We start from the raw sequence: 16355 nt of genomic DNA on the forward strand, positions 1-16355 counted from the left end.
TCACCCGACCGGCTCCGCCGGCCAAGCTACCCGTGGAGCAAAGGCCGACCCTGCACTAACTTCGAACTTGGACCACCTCGTGGGGGCAGATCACCCCCTTGCCAAGTGGGCGGGGTATTACCCCGCACAGCTTGCATCTTCCGATGTTGCCCTCCGCTCCAGCTTCCCAGTCTTACCTCTGCCCCTGCTGCTGAACCTTACTGACCCCTCCGCTCCCGCATCGCCTGCCCGCTTCTGTCTCGCCCTTCCCACAGCCCAGCCTATCCGCTTCCTCCATACTTCATAATCGCCCCGCTTATCGTTCGGCTTGTTTTAATGACCCTCATCTTCGCTCGTGATTTTATGGTTGCCGGACTGCGCAGCTTGTCCAAAGCTTCCAGCATCGAAGCCTATGAAAACCATCAACCGGAGCCGGGCGGCCTCATCAACAGCGGCGAAGCCGGGACTGGAGCCACGCGCAGCGCATTTGCGCGAGCATGGCGAGGACCCGCCTGTTGATGAGGACGGACGGGTCTGGTCCGCTCAACCATCAAAGGCGGCGGTCATGGCAGGCACGAGGCGAGCGGATCAGGCCCGTTCGTCCAGGTAAAGAAATTTTGACAATCTTTGCCATTCTCTGGCATCCTAATTTGAGGAGGCCCCATGGCGACAATGAACGTATCCCTCCCCGATCCGATGAAGGATTGGGTCGAGGCCCAGGCCCGGACAGGCCGCTACAGCAATGCCAGCGATTATGTGCGCGACCTCATCCGCCGCGACCAGGAACGCAATGCCAAGCTTGCGGAGTTGCAGGCGCTTGTGACCGAAGGCATCGAGAGCGGTATCAGCACCCGCACGAAGGACGATATCCGGCGGCTGTCCATGGAGACGGCGGCGGCGCGCAAAGCGTGACCTACCGGACCACGGAAGCCGCGGACCGCGATATCGCGGACCTCTATGCCGACGGCGAGGCGCAGTTCGGCACACGGCAGGCCGAGCGCTATCAGGACGGTCTCTTCGATCTCTTCGACCTGATCGCGGACAATCCACGGCTTGCGCGCGAGCGGACCGAGTTCACGCCGCCGCTCCGTCTTCATCCCTATGGCGCGCATCTTGTCGCCTACACGCTCGACGATGCAGGCGTGCTGATCGTCCGCATTTTGCCGGGCCGCGCGGACTGGGAGCGCTGGCTTTCCTAAGCTTGGCAATACCGCAAAAAAACTTCGAAATTGATGGCGCCGCCCCTTACACTGGTAATCGCAATCACCAGCTTTCTCATTAAGGCTGCCTAAAGTCTGTGAATATATTCCTTTACTAGGAATTCGTTTCAAGATAGACTTTGGAAACGCCCGGAAAATAGGAAAGGAGGTGCGTTATGACTGATTTTGGTGACTCCAGGAATAAAATCCTTCAAGGCTCGGGCGACGAAAAAAGTGTGCCGGCGTCGATGGCGGATTTCGACGAAAACGAGTTCCGCTCCCACCTCAACGGCCTCGATATCTCCGACGAGCAGGCCTCCGAGCTGATGCGCATCGTCTAGGATATTATGCGTATGTGGGTCGAGATGGATTTGCCCGCCGATAGTTGTGGGCAGATTGTCGAAAGCATCATCAATCCGATTCGGGACGAATCCGATTCGCTAGACTAGACAAAGCAACAGGAGATCACGCCAAAACCTAGGAGGCCGCATGCCCGCGCAAAGAACGAGAAAGCCCGTCATTCCGAAGAGTAAATCTGTAATCCAGGAGACGAAGCTCGCGTTCATCTACGGGCGCGTGTCTTCGAAGAAGCAGGTCGTCGCGGGCGACGGCCTCAACTCCCAGCTCACCGCCTGCCTAAACTACTCGCAAAGCCGTGGCTATGAGGTCTGCGGCACCTTCACGGACGATCTGACGGGCAGCGCGAGCCGCAGGCCCGGCCTCGATGCGCTGCTCGAAGTCATGCGGTCCGACCGGACGAAGCGCTACCGGATCGTCTTCGACCATATCAACCGTTTCAGCCGGGATATGTACCTCTACGGCGATTTGCGGCGCATGATCGACGAGATGGGCGGGACGCTGGAGTCGCCGCACATGGTCTATGGCAACGACTCCACCTCGCGCCTTGTCGAGAACATGAGCGTCGCCGTCTCCGACTATCAGCGCAAACACAACATGGAGCAGACGAACGTCCGCATGCGCTCGCGCCTGGAAAACGGCTATGCCGTGTTCTGCGCGCCTGTGGGCTACCGCTACGGCAAAGCTTCGGGCCATGCCGGGAAGGTGCTGCTGCGGGACGAGCCTGTCGCGTCGGTCGTCATCGAAGCGCTGGAGGGGTTCGCGAATGCGACCTTCGGCAACGCCGCCGACGTTCACCGCTTTCTGGAGGCGCATCCCCTCTTCCCCAAAAGCCGCAAGGGCAAGGTCCCGCACCAGCGCGCGGGCGATATCCTCCGCAATCCCGCCTATGCCGGGCTGGTCGGGTCGGAGTGCTGGGGCATCCCCTTCCGCAAAGGCCATCACGAGCCGCTGATCAGCGTCGCGACCCACCAGCGCATCCAGGACCGCTTGAACGGCAAGGAGCGCCTGCCGTCCCGGAAGAACCTCTCGGACGACTTCCCGCTGCGCACCTTCGTCATGTGCGACGATTGCGGGGAGCCGCTAACCGCCTGCTGGTCGAAGGGCACCCATGCCCGGCACCCGTATTACCTCTGCCCGAGAAAGCCGTGCGCCTCCTATGGGAAGTCGATCCGCCGCGATGTGATCGAGGGCGAGTTCGAGGCCCTGCTCCGCACCGCCGAGCCGGACCCGCGCCTGTTCGCAATGGCAACGGCCATGTTCAAGGAGCTGTGGGCGCGCAGGGCCGCGAATGGTCAGGCGCGTAAGAAGGCGCTGAAAGAGGAGCTGGCCCGCGTCGAGCGGCAAATCGACGATACCGTGCAGCGGATCGTCGAAATCAGCGTTCCGGCGGCGCTCCGGGCGCTTGAAGAAAAAATCGGACGCCTAGAAAAAGAGAAGCTGCTGATCGCAGAGAAGATGGCGACCGCGACGATGCCGCAAGGAGCCTTCGACCAGAGACTTAGAACGGCGCTCGGCTTCCTCGCAAGTCCTTGGAAACTCTGGACTTCGGGGCGGATCGAGGACCGCCGCGCGGTCCTAAAACTCACCTTTGCCGACCGCTTGCGCTACAAGCGCGGCGAGGGATTTAGAACGGCAAATCTGTCCTTACCGTTCAAGGTGTTAGCCGATTTTTTGTCCGGTGAAAAAGTGATGGCGCGCCCGAAAGGATTCGAACCTCTGACCCCCAGATTCGTAGTCTGGTGCTCTATCCAGCTGAGCTACGGGCGCCTTTTTACTGTCCTGCCATCCTTGTCGGATGGTTCTCCTCTTGCTTTTGGTCGGAGTGGCAGGATTTGAACCTGCGACCCCCACGTCCCGAACGTGGTGCGCTACCAGACTGCGCTACACTCCGATGCCGCCCCCGAGGGCCGGCGAGCGGGCTTATAGCCGGCACTTTCCGGGGTCGCAAGCGACTCTTCGCCGTTCGGGCGGTTCTTTTCGCGAAGGGCTCGGAGCCGCGTCGCGAAAAGAACCGGGCGGGTGTCGATGCCGATGGCCAAGCCGGCGGACGAACCCTCGCCGCTCGGCAGGCTCCGCTCAGCGAATTTCGGCGATCTCGAAGTCGTGGTCGTTGACGGTGACCGTGTCGCCCACGCCCTTGCCGGTCAGCGCGCGGGCGAGCGGCGCGACGTAGGAGATCGAGCCGGCATTCGGGTCGGCCTCGTCCTCGCCGACGATCCGAAACGTCTGGCGGGTGTCGTCCTCGCGCAGGATCGTCACGGTCGTGCCGAAGCGCACGGTCTCACCGTCGGGCGCCTCGTCGACGAGCTGCGCCGAGTTCTTGCGCAGGCTCCAGTAGCGCAGGTCGCGCGAGACGCGGGCATGAGCCGCCTTGTCCTCGGGCGAGAGGCCGGCGAGTTCGGCCTCCAGCCGCGCCGTCTCGACCTCGATCCGCGCGAGGCCCTCGGGCGTGACGAAGTTGGCATGGGGGGAGATCGGCCGGTCGGGCAGGTCCTCGAAGGCCTCGCCACCCTCCGGCTCACGGACGAATGCTCTGCTCATGAGAGCGCCAATGCGCAGGGCCGGGCGACGGTTCCGCCTCCGAGGTCAGGCGACCGCCACGACCGTGCGTCCGCGCACTCGGCCGGCCAGCAGCGCCTCGGCGCGTCCGCCGGCCTCCTCCAGGGGCACGGTCGTCGTCATCGCGTCGAGGAGCGCGAGGTCGAGGTCGCGAGCGAGCCGTGCCCAGGCGGCGCGGCGGGGTGCGAGCGGCGTCGTCACGCTGTTGATGCCCAGCAGCGCGACGCCGCGCAGGATGAACGGCGCCACCGAGGAGGGCAGGTCCATGCCGCCGGCATTGCCGCAGGCCGCGATCGCCCCTCCCCCCTTGGTCATCGCGAGCGCGTTGGCGAGAACCCGGCCGCCGACCGCGTCGATGCCGGCGGCCCAGCGCTCCTTGGCGAGCGGGCGCGGCTCGCCGCCGAGCGCCTCGCGCTCCAGGATCTCGGCCGCGCCGAGCTTCTTCAGGTAATCCGCCTCGTCGCCGCGGCCGGTCGCGGCGACGACGTGCCAGCCGGCTTGTCTGAGGAGGGCCACCGCCACCGAGCCGACGCCGCCGGCCGCGCCCGTCACCAGGGCCGGGCCGGATTCGGGGGTGAGGCCGTGACGCTCCAGGGCCAGGACGGACAGCATCGCGGTGTAGCCGGCGGTGCCGATCGCCATGGCGCGGGCCGGCGACAGGCCCTCGGGCAGGGGCACCAGCCAGTCGCCGCGCACGCGGGCCACCTCGCCGAGGCCGCCGAGATGGGTCTCGCCGACGCCCCAGCCGGTCAGCACCACGGCGTCGCCCGGCTTGTAGGCGGCGTGCTCGGAGGCTTCGACCGTGCCGGCGAAGTCGATGCCGGGGATCATGGGGAAGCGGCGCACCACCGGCATCCGGCCGGTCATCGCGAGCCCGTCCTTGTAGTTCAGGCCCGAATGCGAGACCCGCACGGTGACGTCGCCGTCCATCAACTCGGACGGTTCGACGTCGCGGAGCGCCAGGGTCTGGCCGCTCTCCGCCTTCTCGATCACCCAGGCCCTGAACGCCGCCATGCTCCGCTCCCCCGATCTCTGTCGGGGAAGGGAGCTACGGCGTCGCCGAGCCGATTCAAGATCGATCTGCTTTTCTTGATGGCCTCAAACGCCGACGGCTGCAGCCGCAGCCTCGGCTCTCGCCCCGCTCGCCGCCTCGGCTCGAAGCCGAGGCCTGCCCAAGCGGAGCGCTCTTCGCGCCCGGCATACGGCGGGATCAGTAGCCGTCGTAGACGCTGCCGCGGGAGAAGCCGAGGCCGACCGAGATGTCGGCGGCCGACGCGCCGGCCAGCCCGAAGGCGTCCGGGATCGAGCCCACACCGAGCGGGCCGTAGCCGGGGCGCGGGCCGTAGGCCGGGGCGGCCGCCGGCACCCAGGCGGCGCGGGCGGGCTGGACCAGCACCTGGCGCTGCGTCGTGGCGTAGACCGGCGGCAGGGTCTGCGGGATCACTTCGGCGGGGCGCACCAGCACCCGGCGGGTCTGGACGGCGTATTGCGGCGGGGTCGTCACCCAGCAGCCGACGAGCTGGCCGTACGCATCGGTGCTCGTCTGCCAGCGGCGCCCGCCGGGGGCGACCAGCACGCGCTCGGACACGGTGTCGTAGACCGGGGGCGTCGAGCGGTAGACCGTGCGGGCGGGCTGGACCAGCACCTGCTCGGAGACGGTGTCGAAGACCGGCGGCGTGGTGACGCGGCGGTAGCACTCGGCGCTGACGCAGCCGCCGCCGGCCTGGGCGGGGACGACGCTGGCCGACAGGGCGGCGAGCGCCGCGGCGAGGAGGGTGGGGCGGAGGGACAAGGCGGCCATGAAGGGGTCCTCGGCAAGACGCGTTACTTGAGGTCTCGAGTGCCGCGACCGAATCCGGCGCGCGCTCCTCTCGACGCGACAAGTGCAGCCAAGGTTGCGTTCCGGACAAGCTCGATCGTCGAAGACAGTAAAATTAACCAACGACTCAGACTACGCAGACCTTTCCGCCATCCCTCGACTTTGCCGGAACCGGCCGGGCCGCTCGCGGAATGCCGGAGAAGGCGACGTTGCGGCCTTGGGATCGCGCCGCGGGCGCACCTGAGTCTTTCGCCGGGCGTCCGGGCGGTGCCCGGCCCTCGCCGTCCGGCGGCGTTCGGCCCCGAGGCCGGGTTGCTTGGCCAAGGACCTTGACCAAGAACCTTGGCCAAGGACACGGCCAGTGCGTTCCAACTGCGCTTGTCAGGCCATCGGCCAGGGTCTAGAGCGCTTGGCCGACCGGGCGACGGCGGCGCCCGGGGCGCGGACACCGTCCCGCGAAAGGGCAGCCGGCCCGGTACCGGGCGGCGCCCCTCGCGGCGCGGGAGAGGATTGCAGGACCGAACGGCCCATGACCTACGTCGTCACCGACAACTGCATCAAGTGCAAGTACATGGACTGCGTCGAGGTGTGCCCCGTGGATTGCTTCTACGAGGGCGAGAACATGCTCGTCATCCATCCCGACGAGTGCATCGATTGCGGCGTGTGCGAGCCGGAATGCCCCGCCGAGGCGATCAAGCCCGACACCGAGGGCAACCTCGAGACGTGGCTCAAGGTCAACGCCGACTACGCCAAGTCCTGGCCCAACATCACCCAGAAGAAGGACGCGCCGTCCGACGCCAAGCAGTGGGACGGGGTCTCGGGCAAGTTCGAGGCGCATTTCTCCGCCAATCCCGGCTCGGGCGACTGAGCCGGCGCTTCCGGCCTTACGCCTCAAACGCGCCTGGCCGGCCCCGCTTCGGGGCCCTGCCCTGCTTTCGTCATCCCCCGCGGATACGCGCCCGACGTGCCGGCAATCCTTTGATTCGCCGGCCATTCGTGCTATACGAATGATCGCCGTCGCTCACGCCCGATGCGCTTCCTTCGTCACCGCCCCGGCGGGTTCCATCTTCCTGGAAACGAGGTTGGCTGCGATCGACCGCCGGAAGCATCTCGCTCCCGGCGCGTTCCTTCGTGCGGTGTGGGCAGCGCGACCAGTGCCCGGGAACCGGCAGGCCTTCGGATCGGGGCCGTCGGAACAGGCGTGCGCCGGGTGTCCCGCCCCGGAAGCGACGAGCGCGGGCGAGAGACCCGCGTGGATTACAGTGGAGGCTCATTCCGCATGACCACAGCCAAGAAGACGACGGCAGCAGGCCGCCAAGGCTTCAAGACCGGCGAGGCGGTCGTGTATCCGGCGCACGGCGTCGGGCGGATCACCGCGATCGAGGAGCAGGAGATCGCCGGCTACAAGCTCGAACTGTTCGTCGTCTCCTTCGAGAAGGACAAGATGGTCCTGCGCGTGCCTACCGCGAAGGCCAACAGCGTCGGCATGCGCAAGCTCGCCGAGCCGGAACTCGTCAAGAAGGCCCTCGACGTGCTGACCGGCCGCGCCCGCGTCAAGCGGACGATGTGGTCGCGCCGCGCCCAGGAATACGAGGCCAAGATCAATTCCGGCGACCTGATCTCGGTGACGGAAGTGGTGCGCGACCTCTACCGCTCCGAGGCCCAGCCCGAGCAGTCCTACAGCGAGCGCCAGCTCTACGAGGCCGCCCTCGACCGCGTCGTGCGCGAGATCTCCTCGGTGAACAAGATCACCGAGACCGAGGCGCTCAAGCTGATCGAGCAGAGCCTCGCCAAGTCGCCGCGCCGCGCCAAGGCCGACGCGGATGCCGAGGCCGACGGCGAAGAGGGTGACGTGGAGGAGGCCGCCTGAGGCGGTCGCCGGACGGGCCAAGCGTCCGGACCATGTTTCGCGCGTGTTGTTGAGAGGGTCCGGTGCAAGCCGGGCCCTTTTTTCATGCCTCCTGAGCATGCCTCTTGAATTTCTTGTGATCGGTTCCACGCGCTCGCAGGGAACCACCCCGGCGGTCGATTGTTGTGACTGAGCCACGAATGGCCCGACCCGGGTGCGTTCGCGTCCGCACCTGCGGGCTCTTAAAGCGAACGGCATCGTCCCGCGGTCCGATCCAAAAACGCTCACGAGAGAGGCGGGCATGGCAGAGATCGCGGGGATGCGGCGTCAGTTCGTTCGAACAGCGATGGAGGCGCCGTTCCTTGCGCGGGAAGAAGAGCGTGGGCTGGCGGTGGCCTGGAAGGAGGCCCGCGACGAGCGCGCCCTGCACCGCCTGATCTCCGCCCACATGCGCCTCGTGATCGCGCTCGCCGGCCGCTTCCGCCATTACGGCCTGCCGATGGCCGACCTCGTCCAGGAGGGCCATGTCGGCCTGATGGAGGCCGCCGCCCGGTTCGAGCCGGAGCGGGACGTGCGCTTCTCGACCTACGCCACGTGGTGGATCCGCGCCTCGATCCAGGACTACATCCTGCGCAACTGGTCGATCGTGCGCGGCGGGACGAGTTCGGCCCAGAAGGCCCTGTTCTTCAACCTGCGGCGCCTGCGCGCCCGGCTGATGCAATCGACCGAGGAGCAGGTCGGCTCCGAGATCCACAGCCGCATCGCCACCGCCATCGGCGTGTCGCGCGAGGACGTGGCCCTGATGGACGCCCGGCTGTCGGGCCCCGACATGTCGCTGAACGCCCCCGTCGGCGAGGACAGCGACGCCTCCTCCGAGCGCATGGACTTCCTCGTGGACGGCGCGGCGCTTCCCGACGAGACCGTCTCGGCACGGGTCGATGGCGAGCGCCGCCTGATCTGGCTGCGCCAGGCCCTCACCGTGCTGTCGGAGCGCGAGCTGCGCATCCTGCGCGAGCGCCGGCTCGCCGAGGATCAGGCGACCCTCGAAGCGTTGGGCCATCGCCTCGGCATCTCGAAGGAGCGCGTCCGCCAGATCGAGAATCGCGCCCTGGAGAAACTCCGCCGGGCTCTGGCCGAAAAATTCCCGCAGGCACCGAGCAGCGTGTACGCCTGAGCGGGACCTTGATCGGAAGGGGCCGTACCTGCGGGTGCGGCCCCTTTTTCATGGGCGATGCGGATGTCCGCATCGAAGGATCGCACCGGCGGTTTCCACCCCACGCCGTCATTGCGCGGCGGAACCGAGGCCATACGACGCTCCGCATTCCCCGAAAAAGGCGCGCGCCGCGCCGTCTTGGCGGCGCGGTCTCGCTCTGCCCGGAACGGTCGCGCTCTGGATTGCGTCGCCAATGACGGAGCGGTTTTGCTTGCCGCCGTCGCGAGCGATGCCAAAAAAATCAGGAGGTGAGCACGCGGTCCACCATCCGCCCCCGCCCGGCGGGGCGGCGGGCATCGCGCGAAGCGGTGGCGAGCACCGCGGCGAGGCGCTTGGTGGCGAAGTCGATGAAGCTGCGGGACTTGGCCGGCAGCAGCCGCGAGGTGGTGACGAAGTAGACCGGCGTCGCCGGCAGGGTCCAGTCCGGCAGGACCCGCCGCAGGCGCCCGCTGCAGACGTCGCTGTCGACGTTGATGACGTTGGCGGTGGTGATGCCCTGGCCGGCGACGGCGAAGCGCCGGGCGAGGCTCGGCGAGTTGCAGGAGATCGGCCCGCCGACGGTGATCGCCACGCTCTCGCCGTGGCGGCTCAGCGACCACGTGGCGCTGGTCCCCTGGGTGGGCACGATGACCTGATGGCGCTCGAGGTCGAGGGGGGCGACCGGCTCGCCGCGCTCGGCGAGGTAGGACGGCGCGCCGAAGATACCGTTCTCGACCTCGGCGACCTTGCGTACGATCAGCGAGGTCTCCCGCGGCTCCTCGATCGCCACGGCGAGGTCGTAATTGTCGCCGACGAGGTCCACGGGCGCGGGCTTGAGATCGACGTGGACGTGGATGTGCTCGTGCTGGGCCGAGAACTCGGTGATGACGCCGGAGAGATGGCGCAGAACCCAGAAATCCGGCGGCGCAGCGATCTTGAGGAAACCGCTGGGGCCCTTGGCCACCGCCATCATGTCGTCGAAGGTGCGCTGCGCCTCGTCGACGAGGCGCGAGACCTGGGCGAGATAGGCCTCGCCGTAGGAGGTCAGCGCCAGCTTGCGGGTTGTGCGGTCGAGCAGCCGCAGGCCCACCGCCGATTCGAACAGGGTGATGCGCCGCGACAGGGACGAGATCGGCATGCCGAGGGCAACCGCCGCCTGACTGAAGCTCTTGCGGCGCGCGACCTCGACGAAGAGGGCCATGTCGCGCAGCAGTTGAGGATGCGGCATTTTTCCGCGGTCCATCCACTCGTTCCGTGATCGACGCCCGGCCGGTTGCCTGCAGCCACGCGTAAATCCCCCTTGCGCCTAACGCATACCGGTTTCAACGAGGCTCGGCCATCGGATGTCCGTTCGGAAAACTCGTTTCAGGATCTGGGATAATTTCGGAGGGTGAACGGATTGCAACCGGAATAACTCGACTTCGTCCGGATCGTCGCCGAGCGACGGCGTCAGGTGAACAGGCTCGACACGCTCGATTCGGTGGCCGTACGCCCAATCGCCTCGCCGAGCAGCGGCGCGATCGAGATCACGCGGATGTTGCGGGCGAGCTTGACCGCCTGGGTCGGCTGGATCGAGTCGGTGATGACGAGTTCCTTCATCCGCGAGGCGCTGATCCGCGAGACCGCCCCGCCCGAGAGCACCCCGTGGGTGATGTAGGCCGACACGTCCTTGGCGCCCGCGTTGAGCAGGGCTTCCGCGGCGTTCACCAGGGTGCCGCCGGAATCGACGATGTCGTCGACGAGGATGCAGGACTGGCCCTCGACGTCGCCGATGATGTTCATCACCTCCGACTCGCCCGCGCGCTCGCGGCGCTTGTCGACGATGGCGAGCGAGGCGTCGATGCGCTTGGCGAGCGCGCGGGCCCGCACCACGCCGCCGACATCGGGCGAGACCACCATGCGCTGGCCGGGCGCCAGCCGCTCCTTGATGTCGCGCACCATCACGGGGGCGGCGAACAGGTTGTCGGTGGGGATGTCGAAGAAGCCCTGGATCTGGCCGGCATGGAGATCGAGGGTGAGCACGCGGTCGGCCCCGGCCTCGGTGATGAGGTTGCAGACGAGCTTGGCCGAGATCGGCGTGCGACCCGAGGTGCGCCGGTCCTGCCGGGCGTAGCCGAAATACGGGATCACCGCCGTGATGCGCCGCGCCGAGGAGCGCCGCGCCGCGTCGATCATGATGAGCAGTTCCATCAGGTGATCGTTGGCGGGGAACGAGGTCGACTGGACGATGAACACGTCCTCGCCGCGCACGTTCTCCTGCAGCTCGACGAAGATCTCCATGTCGGCGAAGCGCCGGACCATGCAGCTCGCGAGCGGCAATTCGAGATAGGACGCGATCGCCTCCGCGAGCGGGCGGCTCGCATTGCCTGCGATGATCTTGATCGACGACGTCATGCCGGGCGTCTCTCGGCTCTCTCAACGGGCGGAACGCTCACGACGAGGCACGTCCGGGACCGCGCCGCAATCCGGTCGCGCGGGCTCATAACAGCGGGGCCGCTTCGTCACAACAGCTTAGCGGAGCGAAGCTGTTGTGAGGTTTTCGGCGGGCCTCGATCGCCGGCGCCCGCCTCCGCGGGCGTGGGCTTCGCTCCGCTCGACGCCTCGGCTGGCGCCGGGGCCCGCTGTGCGCGGCGCTCGTCGCGCCGGGCATGCGGAAGCAGGACGATCGCTTCGCCCGTTTGGGCGACGCCCTCACGGCTCGAGCAGGCGGTGCAGGTGGACGATGAAGTAGCGGGTCTGGGCGCTGTCGACGGTGGCCTGGGCCTTCGAACGCCACGCCTTCTGGGCGGAGGCGTAGTCCGGAAAGATGCCGACCACGTCGAGATCCTTCAGGTCGCGGAAGCGCACCCCCGAGACGTCCTCCAACTCGCCGCCGAACACGAGGTGGAGCTTCTGGTCCGATTCGATCGCCGTGGTCACGGGGCCTCTCCTGCCGCAGGGCTCGGGGCCACGGGAAGGCACGAGCCGTGCCGCGTCGGTCGCAGAGGCCGGGGAGCGGGTCAAGCCGCCCCGCATCGGGAGGGGGTTGCGTGCTCGGACGTCGAATGCCTCCCTCTCGTCGGCTCGGCGACCGCAGGAGTGCCCATGTCGGCTCGCGAAGAAGAGGCCCTCGCCTGGACGGTGGAGGAGGCCTGCCTCAATGCGTGGCCCTTGCCGTGCCAGCGTCTCGTCGGCGGCTACCTGCTGCGGGCCTCGGGCGGGCCGTCGCGGCGCCCGAACTCGGTCAATCCGCTGCGGGGCCACCGGGCCGAGCCGGAGGCGGTGATCGCGGCCTGCGAGGCGGCCTATGCCGGGCTCGGGCGGCCCGCCCTGTTCCGGGTGCCGGAGATCGCCCCGGACCTCGACGCCTCCTTGGAGCGGCGGGGCTACACCGCCTTCGGCCGCTCCCTGACCCTGCTCGCCGACCTCGCGGACCATGCTTGGCCGCCCGACCCGGAGGTGACCCTGGCGCCCTCCCCCGATGCCGACTGGCTCGCCGCCCGCGCCGCCCTCAACGCGGCCGATTCCGAGACGAGCCGCGTCTACGCGGAGATGATCCGCACGATCCTGCTGCCCAAGGCCTTCGCGGCGATCCGGCGCGACGGTGCGGTCGCCGCCATGGCCTACGCGGCGCTCGACCGCGACCTCGTGGTGATCGAGTCGGTCGGCACCCTGGAGGCGCTGCGCGGGCAGGGCCTCGCCCGCCGGGTCGTCGCCGCGCTGCTGCGCTGGGGCCGCGCCGAGGGCGCCCGCGCCGCCTGCCTGCAGGTGGTGGCCGACAACGCCCCCGCCCGCCGGCTCTATGCCGGGCTCGGCTTCGCACGCGAGCTTTTCTCGTACTCGTACCGAAGCCGCGATCCGGCCTGACGGCGGGATCGGCGATCGCGCTTGACCTGCCGCGCCGGGCGGGCCGTATGGGCCGGTCGTTGCCGGGAGTGCCAGATGGTCCGCGCCTTTGTCGTCGTCGCCGCGTTCGGTCTCGCGCTCGGTCCGGCCGCGGCCGCCGAGTGCAGGGGCACGACCCAGGCCGATCTCAACGCCTGCGCCGATTCCGACCTCAAGCGCGCCGACGCGGCGATGAACGCGGCCTATGCCCGGCTGATGAAGCGCATCGGCCCGCAGGCGCAAGCCGGCCTCAAGGAGGCGCAGCGCGCCTGGCTGCCCTACCGCGACAGGACCTGCGATCTCGAAGCGCTCGGCACGACGGGCGGCTCGGCCCAGCCGATGGTGCGCGCGGGTTGCCTCGCCGCGCTCACGCAGGAGCGGACCAAACGGCTCGCCGGCTATCTCGCCTGTGAGGAGGGCGACCTCGCCTGTGTCGGCAACCTCGCCGAGTGATCCGAGACCCGACGCCCGCGCCCTCCCCCGCCGATCCCGCGCTCCGGCCGGTCGTCGCCGGCCTCGTGGCGCTCGCCGTCGCCATGGGGATCGGCCGGTTCGCCTTCACGCCGCTGATGCCGCTGATGATCCGGGACGGCAGCCTCGATGCCGCCACCGGCGCCGAATGGGCGGCGGCCAACTATGTCGGCTACCTCGTCGGCGCGCTCACCGCCGCGTGGTTCTCCGACGATCCGCGCCGCGGCCTGCGGCTCGGCCTCGCCGGTGTCGCGGGGACGACGCTGGCGATGGCGGGGACCGGCAACCCGCTCCTGGGAGCGGGCCTGCGGGCGGCGGCGGGCGTGTTCAGCGCCTGGGCCCTCGTCTGCGCCAGCGGCTGGTGCCTCGCCGAACTCGCCCGGCACCGGGCCGAGGCGCGGGGCGCCTGGATCTATACCGGCGTCGGCCTCGGCATCGCCCTCGCCGGCATCCTGGCCTGGCTTGGCGGACGCCAGCCGGCGGACCGGCTCTGGCTCGAGCTCGGGCTGATCGCGGCGACCGGCGCGTGGCTCGTGTGGGGATTTTCGCGCGGCGCGAGTGGGGCCGGAGACGCGCCGCCCGCCGCCGCGGCCCCGGCGGAGCGCCGGGGCGGGCAGGCGGCCCTCGTGATCTGCTACGGCGCCTTCGGCTTCGGCTACATCGTGCCCGCCACCTTCCTGCCGGCCATGGCGCGGGCGCTCACGCCCGATCCGCTGGTGTTCGGGCTCGCATGGCCGCTGTTCGGGCTGGCCGCCGCCCTCTCGGTCGCGGGCGTGGCCCGGTGGTTGCCGAGGGCGCCGCGCCGCCGCGTCTGGGCGGTGGCGCAAGGCGTCATGGCGCTCGGGACCGCCCTGCCCCTCATCGTCCCGTCGCTCTGGACGGTCGCCGCCTCGGCGCTGCTGGTCGGCGGTACCTTCATGGTCGCGACCATGGCCGGCCTCCAGCTCGCCCGCGCGACGCATCCCGCCGACCCGACCCCCCTCATCGCCCGCATGACCGCCGCCTTCGCCGCCGGCCAGATCGCCGGCCCGCTCATGGTCCGCGCGCTCGACGGGTCTGGCGGGGATGCCCTGGCCTGGACCGGGGCGGCGGCCACGGTGGTTCTGTTGGGGACGGCCGCGTGGCTGTGGCGCGAGGCGTGACGTCAACGATGCGCTCGGCGACGTGCGCATCCCCTCGCCCCGCTTGCGGGGAGAGGGCCGCGACGACCCTGTCGTCGGCGCGGCAAGGCGGCAGCCGAAGGTGAGGGGGCCGTTCAGGACGGATCTCAACCGGAGTCGCCCGTCACCACCGCTCCGGCTTCACCTCGCTTCCTGCATCGACGACAGGGTCCATGAAGGCCTCTGCCCGCGTGCGGGTAGAGGGGGCCCGGCTGAGCCCATGAGTTCAATCGGAAGCGTGTGATCCGGCCCGTCGAAATCTCGGCCCGCCGCCTCAGAACAGCGACCCCTGCCGCGCCGCGGGCGCGGGCTCGGCGGCCTCCGGCCTCGGAGCCGCCTCGGGCGCCGGCTTGCGGGCGGCGCGCTTCGGCTTCGCCGGGGGCGGCGGCGCCGAGCCCTCGGGCACGGCGGTGATGGCGCCGTCGGCGAACTGGAGCTGGAGCCGGGCTGTGACCCCGGCGGCCTCCGCCGAGCGGATCGGCAGGCCGGCCTCGTCGCGCACCAGGGCGTAGCCGCGGGCCAGCACCGCCCGGTAGCTCAGCGCGCCGAGCATCCGCTCGAGGCCCCCGAGCCGGTCGCGGCGGCGCTCGAGTGCGCGGAGCAGGGCGGTGCGCGGGCGGTGGTCGATGCCGGCGAGCCGGGTGCGGGCCTCGGCGAGTGCGATGGCCGGCGAGCGGCGGGTCAGCCGGTCGGCCAACCGCGCCAGGCGCTCGCGGGAATCGCGGGCGTTGGCGGCGAGCGCCGGCCGCAGCCGCGCCTCGGCGAGGTCAAGCCGCTGGCGCTTGCCGGCCAGGAAGGCGTCCGGGTTGGGGATCGCCCGCACGAGTGCGCGGAAATCCGAGCGCTCGCGCTCGATCCGCCGCAGCACCGTGCCGGCCTGCCGGGCGCCGAGATCGTGGATCTGCGCCAGCAACTCGGCCCGCACCGGCACCGCCATCTCGGCCGCGCCGGTCGGCGTCGGGGCGCGCCGGTCGGCGGCGTAGTCGATCAGCGTGGTGTCGGTCTCGTGGCCGACCGCCGCGATCAGCGGGATCGCGCTCTCGGCGGCGGCGCGCACCACCGCTTCCTCGTTGAAGGCCCACAGATCCTCGATCGAGCCGCCGCCGCGGGCGACGATCAGCACGTCCGGCCGCGGGATCGCCCCGCCGGGCGTCAGCGCGTTGAAGCCGCGGATGGCGGCCGCGATCTCGGGCGCGGCCCCCTCCCCCTGCACCCGCACCGGCCAGACCAGGACGGGGCGCGGAAACCGGTCGGCGAGCCGGTGGAGGATGTCGCGGATCACCGCGCCCGTCGGCGAGGTGACGACGCCGATCACGCTCGGCAGGAACGGAATCGGCCGCTTGCGCTCGGGCGCGAACAGCCCCTCGGCCGCCAGCACGCGCTTGCGCTCCTCCAGCAGCGCCATCCAGGCGCCGACGCCCGCGGGCTCCATCGAATCGACCACGATCTGGTAGGAGGATTTGCCGGCGAACGTCGTGATCTTGCCGGTGGCGACGACCTCCAGCCCCTCCTTGGGCTTCTGGCGCAGCCGCCCGAGCACGCCCTTCCACACCACCGCGTCGATCTTGGCGCTGCCGTCCTTGAGCGAGAAGTAGGCGTGGCCCGAGCCGTGCGGCCCGCGATAGCCCGAGATCTCGCCGCGCAGGCGCACATGGCCGAAGGAATCCTCCAGCGTGCGCTTGAGCGCGGCGGCGAGGTCGCCGACCGACCATTCGGGGGCGTTGGCATTGAGGAGCGCACTGGGCGCGGCCTCCCCCGGCGGCGGAGGCGGCGGCACGGCGGCGGGACGCGGCGGGGGCACGAGCGGCATGCCCCGGACGCTACGGGACCGGGCCGGGCCGGGTAAAGGGCGCGGCGGCCACAGGTTGGGGAGGGATGTGGGGCGCCGCGTCAACCCGCGGGC

At 69.5% G+C, this 16355-nt stretch carries 15 protein-coding genes, 2 tRNA genes and 1 pseudogene; 9 read left to right on the forward strand and 9 right to left on the reverse strand.

Annotation, left to right across the window (positions count from 1 at the left end; translation table 11 throughout):
• Positions 1 to 642 precede the first annotated feature (642 nt).
• From HNR00_RS23425 to HNR00_RS26110, 3 genes and pseudogenes are all read left to right on the forward strand, one after another.
• Positions 643 to 891 carry a type II toxin-antitoxin system ParD family antitoxin gene (locus HNR00_RS23425; RefSeq protein WP_183573626.1) on the forward strand — a complete coding sequence of 83 codons (249 nt, stop codon included), beginning with the start codon at positions 643 to 645 and terminating at the stop codon, positions 889 to 891.
• Positions 888 to 1178, forward strand: coding sequence for a type II toxin-antitoxin system RelE/ParE family toxin (locus tag HNR00_RS23430; RefSeq protein ID WP_183573628.1), 291 nt, complete (start codon positions 888 to 890; stop codon positions 1176 to 1178). The genes HNR00_RS23425 and HNR00_RS23430 overlap by 4 nt, the downstream gene beginning before the upstream one ends.
• A 489-nt stretch (positions 1179 to 1667) precedes the next feature.
• A pseudogene (locus HNR00_RS26110) lies at positions 1668 to 2735 on the forward strand (recombinase family protein); the annotation flags it as partial.
• Positions 2736 to 3228: 493 nt separating this feature from the next.
• On the opposite strand, the gene HNR00_RS23440 reads toward HNR00_RS26110, so the two are convergent.
• The 5 genes from HNR00_RS23440 to HNR00_RS23460 all read right to left on the reverse strand — a co-directional run bounded on the left by HNR00_RS23440 (position 3229) and on the right by HNR00_RS23460 (position 5898).
• Positions 3229 to 3305: transfer RNA gene (locus HNR00_RS23440), tRNA-Arg, on the reverse strand.
• Positions 3306 to 3352: 47 nt separating this feature from the next.
• Positions 3353 to 3429: transfer RNA gene (locus tag HNR00_RS23445), tRNA-Pro, on the reverse strand.
• Positions 3430 to 3614: 185 nt separating this feature from the next.
• Positions 3615 to 4079 carry a transcription elongation factor GreA gene (gene greA / locus HNR00_RS23450; protein WP_183573630.1) on the reverse strand — a complete coding sequence of 155 codons (465 nt, stop codon included), beginning with the start codon at positions 4077 to 4079 and terminating at the stop codon, positions 3615 to 3617.
• 45 nt (positions 4080 to 4124) lie between these two features.
• The gene (gene acuI / locus HNR00_RS23455; protein WP_183573632.1) at positions 4125 to 5111 is read right to left on the reverse strand and encodes an acrylyl-CoA reductase (NADPH); all 987 of its coding nucleotides are present in this window, start codon (positions 5109 to 5111) and stop codon (positions 4125 to 4127) included.
• Positions 5112 to 5307: 196 nt separating this feature from the next.
• Positions 5308 to 5898 (reverse strand): hypothetical protein, encoded by a 591-nt coding sequence (locus tag HNR00_RS23460; RefSeq protein WP_183573634.1) that lies wholly within the window; start codon positions 5896 to 5898, stop codon positions 5308 to 5310.
• Positions 5899 to 6445: 547 nt separating this feature from the next.
• Here HNR00_RS23460 and fdxA point away from each other — a divergent pair.
• From fdxA to HNR00_RS23475, 3 genes are all read left to right on the forward strand, one after another.
• Positions 6446 to 6784, forward strand: coding sequence for a ferredoxin FdxA (gene fdxA, locus HNR00_RS23465; protein WP_183573636.1), 339 nt, complete (start codon positions 6446 to 6448; stop codon positions 6782 to 6784).
• A gap of 411 nt (positions 6785 to 7195) precedes the next feature.
• Positions 7196 to 7786, forward strand: a complete 591-nt coding sequence (locus tag HNR00_RS23470) for a CarD family transcriptional regulator (RefSeq protein WP_183573638.1) — start codon at positions 7196 to 7198, stop codon at positions 7784 to 7786.
• A 280-nt stretch (positions 7787 to 8066) separates the two neighbouring features.
• Entirely contained in the window at positions 8067 to 8939 is an 873-nt protein-coding gene (locus HNR00_RS23475; RefSeq protein WP_137831096.1) for an RNA polymerase factor sigma-32, read from the forward strand.
• A gap of 280 nt (positions 8940 to 9219) precedes the next feature.
• Here HNR00_RS23475 and HNR00_RS23480 read toward each other — a convergent pair whose 3' ends face one another.
• The 3 genes from HNR00_RS23480 to HNR00_RS25690 all read right to left on the reverse strand — a co-directional run bounded on the left by HNR00_RS23480 (position 9220) and on the right by HNR00_RS25690 (position 11876).
• Positions 9220 to 10185, reverse strand: coding sequence for a LysR family transcriptional regulator (locus HNR00_RS23480; protein ID WP_183573639.1), 966 nt, complete (start codon positions 10183 to 10185; stop codon positions 9220 to 9222).
• 221 nt (positions 10186 to 10406) lie between these two features.
• Complete coding sequence (locus tag HNR00_RS23485) at positions 10407 to 11351, reverse strand: ribose-phosphate pyrophosphokinase (RefSeq protein ID WP_183573641.1); 945 nt, start codon at positions 11349 to 11351, stop codon at positions 10407 to 10409.
• 297 nt (positions 11352 to 11648) lie between these two features.
• The gene (locus HNR00_RS25690; protein ID WP_183573643.1) at positions 11649 to 11876 is read right to left on the reverse strand and encodes a DUF4170 domain-containing protein; all 228 of its coding nucleotides are present in this window, start codon (positions 11874 to 11876) and stop codon (positions 11649 to 11651) included.
• 165 nt (positions 11877 to 12041) lie between these two features.
• Here HNR00_RS25690 and HNR00_RS23495 point away from each other — a divergent pair, with 165 nt between their 5' ends.
• From HNR00_RS23495 to HNR00_RS23505, 3 genes are all read left to right on the forward strand, one after another.
• On the forward strand, positions 12042 to 12803 hold the full coding sequence (locus HNR00_RS23495; protein WP_183573645.1) for a GNAT family N-acetyltransferase: 762 nt from the start codon (positions 12042 to 12044) through the stop codon (positions 12801 to 12803).
• A gap of 75 nt (positions 12804 to 12878) precedes the next feature.
• Positions 12879 to 13274: a lysozyme inhibitor LprI family protein gene (locus HNR00_RS23500; RefSeq protein ID WP_183573647.1), complete on the forward strand. Its 396-nt coding sequence runs from the start codon at positions 12879 to 12881 to the stop codon at positions 13272 to 13274.
• Positions 13271 to 14434, forward strand: a complete 1164-nt coding sequence (locus HNR00_RS23505; RefSeq protein ID WP_312886108.1) for a YbfB/YjiJ family MFS transporter — start codon at positions 13271 to 13273, stop codon at positions 14432 to 14434. Before HNR00_RS23500 ends, HNR00_RS23505 begins: the two co-directional genes overlap by 4 nt.
• 292 nt (positions 14435 to 14726) lie before the next feature.
• Here the strand turns inward: HNR00_RS23505 and xseA are convergent, their stop codons facing one another.
• On the reverse strand, positions 14727 to 16262 hold the full coding sequence (xseA, locus tag HNR00_RS23510; RefSeq protein WP_183573649.1) for an exodeoxyribonuclease VII large subunit: 1536 nt from the start codon (positions 16260 to 16262) through the stop codon (positions 14727 to 14729).
• Between the last annotated feature and the right edge of the window lie 93 nt (positions 16263 to 16355).

This window comes from Methylorubrum rhodinum (assembly GCF_014199935.1).
Taxonomy (GTDB): domain Bacteria; phylum Pseudomonadota; class Alphaproteobacteria; order Rhizobiales; family Beijerinckiaceae; genus Methylobacterium; species Methylobacterium rhodinum.

Excerpts from the sequence above, each read along its gene's own strand:
- HNR00_RS23425 (WP_183573626.1), top strand. The coding sequence starts at position 643 with ATGGCGACAATGAACGTATCCCTCCCCGATCCGATGAAGGATTGGGTC.
- greA (WP_183573630.1), bottom strand. The coding sequence starts at position 4,079 with ATGAGCAGAGCATTCGTCCGTGAGCCGGAGGGTGGCGAGGCCTTCGAG.
- acuI (WP_183573632.1), bottom strand. The coding sequence starts at position 5,111 with ATGGCGGCGTTCAGGGCCTGGGTGATCGAGAAGGCGGAGAGCGGCCAG.
- HNR00_RS23460 (WP_183573634.1), bottom strand. The coding sequence starts at position 5,898 with ATGGCCGCCTTGTCCCTCCGCCCCACCCTCCTCGCCGCGGCGCTCGCC.
- fdxA (WP_183573636.1), top strand. The coding sequence starts at position 6,446 with ATGACCTACGTCGTCACCGACAACTGCATCAAGTGCAAGTACATGGAC.
- HNR00_RS23470 (WP_183573638.1), top strand. The coding sequence starts at position 7,196 with ATGACCACAGCCAAGAAGACGACGGCAGCAGGCCGCCAAGGCTTCAAG.
- HNR00_RS23475 (WP_137831096.1), top strand. The coding sequence starts at position 8,067 with ATGGCAGAGATCGCGGGGATGCGGCGTCAGTTCGTTCGAACAGCGATG.
- HNR00_RS23480 (WP_183573639.1), bottom strand. The coding sequence starts at position 10,185 with ATGCCGCATCCTCAACTGCTGCGCGACATGGCCCTCTTCGTCGAGGTC.
- HNR00_RS23485 (WP_183573641.1), bottom strand. The coding sequence starts at position 11,351 with ATGACGTCGTCGATCAAGATCATCGCAGGCAATGCGAGCCGCCCGCTC.
- HNR00_RS23495 (WP_183573645.1), top strand. The coding sequence starts at position 12,042 with ATGTCGGCTCGCGAAGAAGAGGCCCTCGCCTGGACGGTGGAGGAGGCC.
- HNR00_RS23500 (WP_183573647.1), top strand. The coding sequence starts at position 12,879 with ATGGTCCGCGCCTTTGTCGTCGTCGCCGCGTTCGGTCTCGCGCTCGGT.
- xseA (WP_183573649.1), bottom strand. The coding sequence starts at position 16,262 with ATGCCGCTCGTGCCCCCGCCGCGTCCCGCCGCCGTGCCGCCGCCTCCG.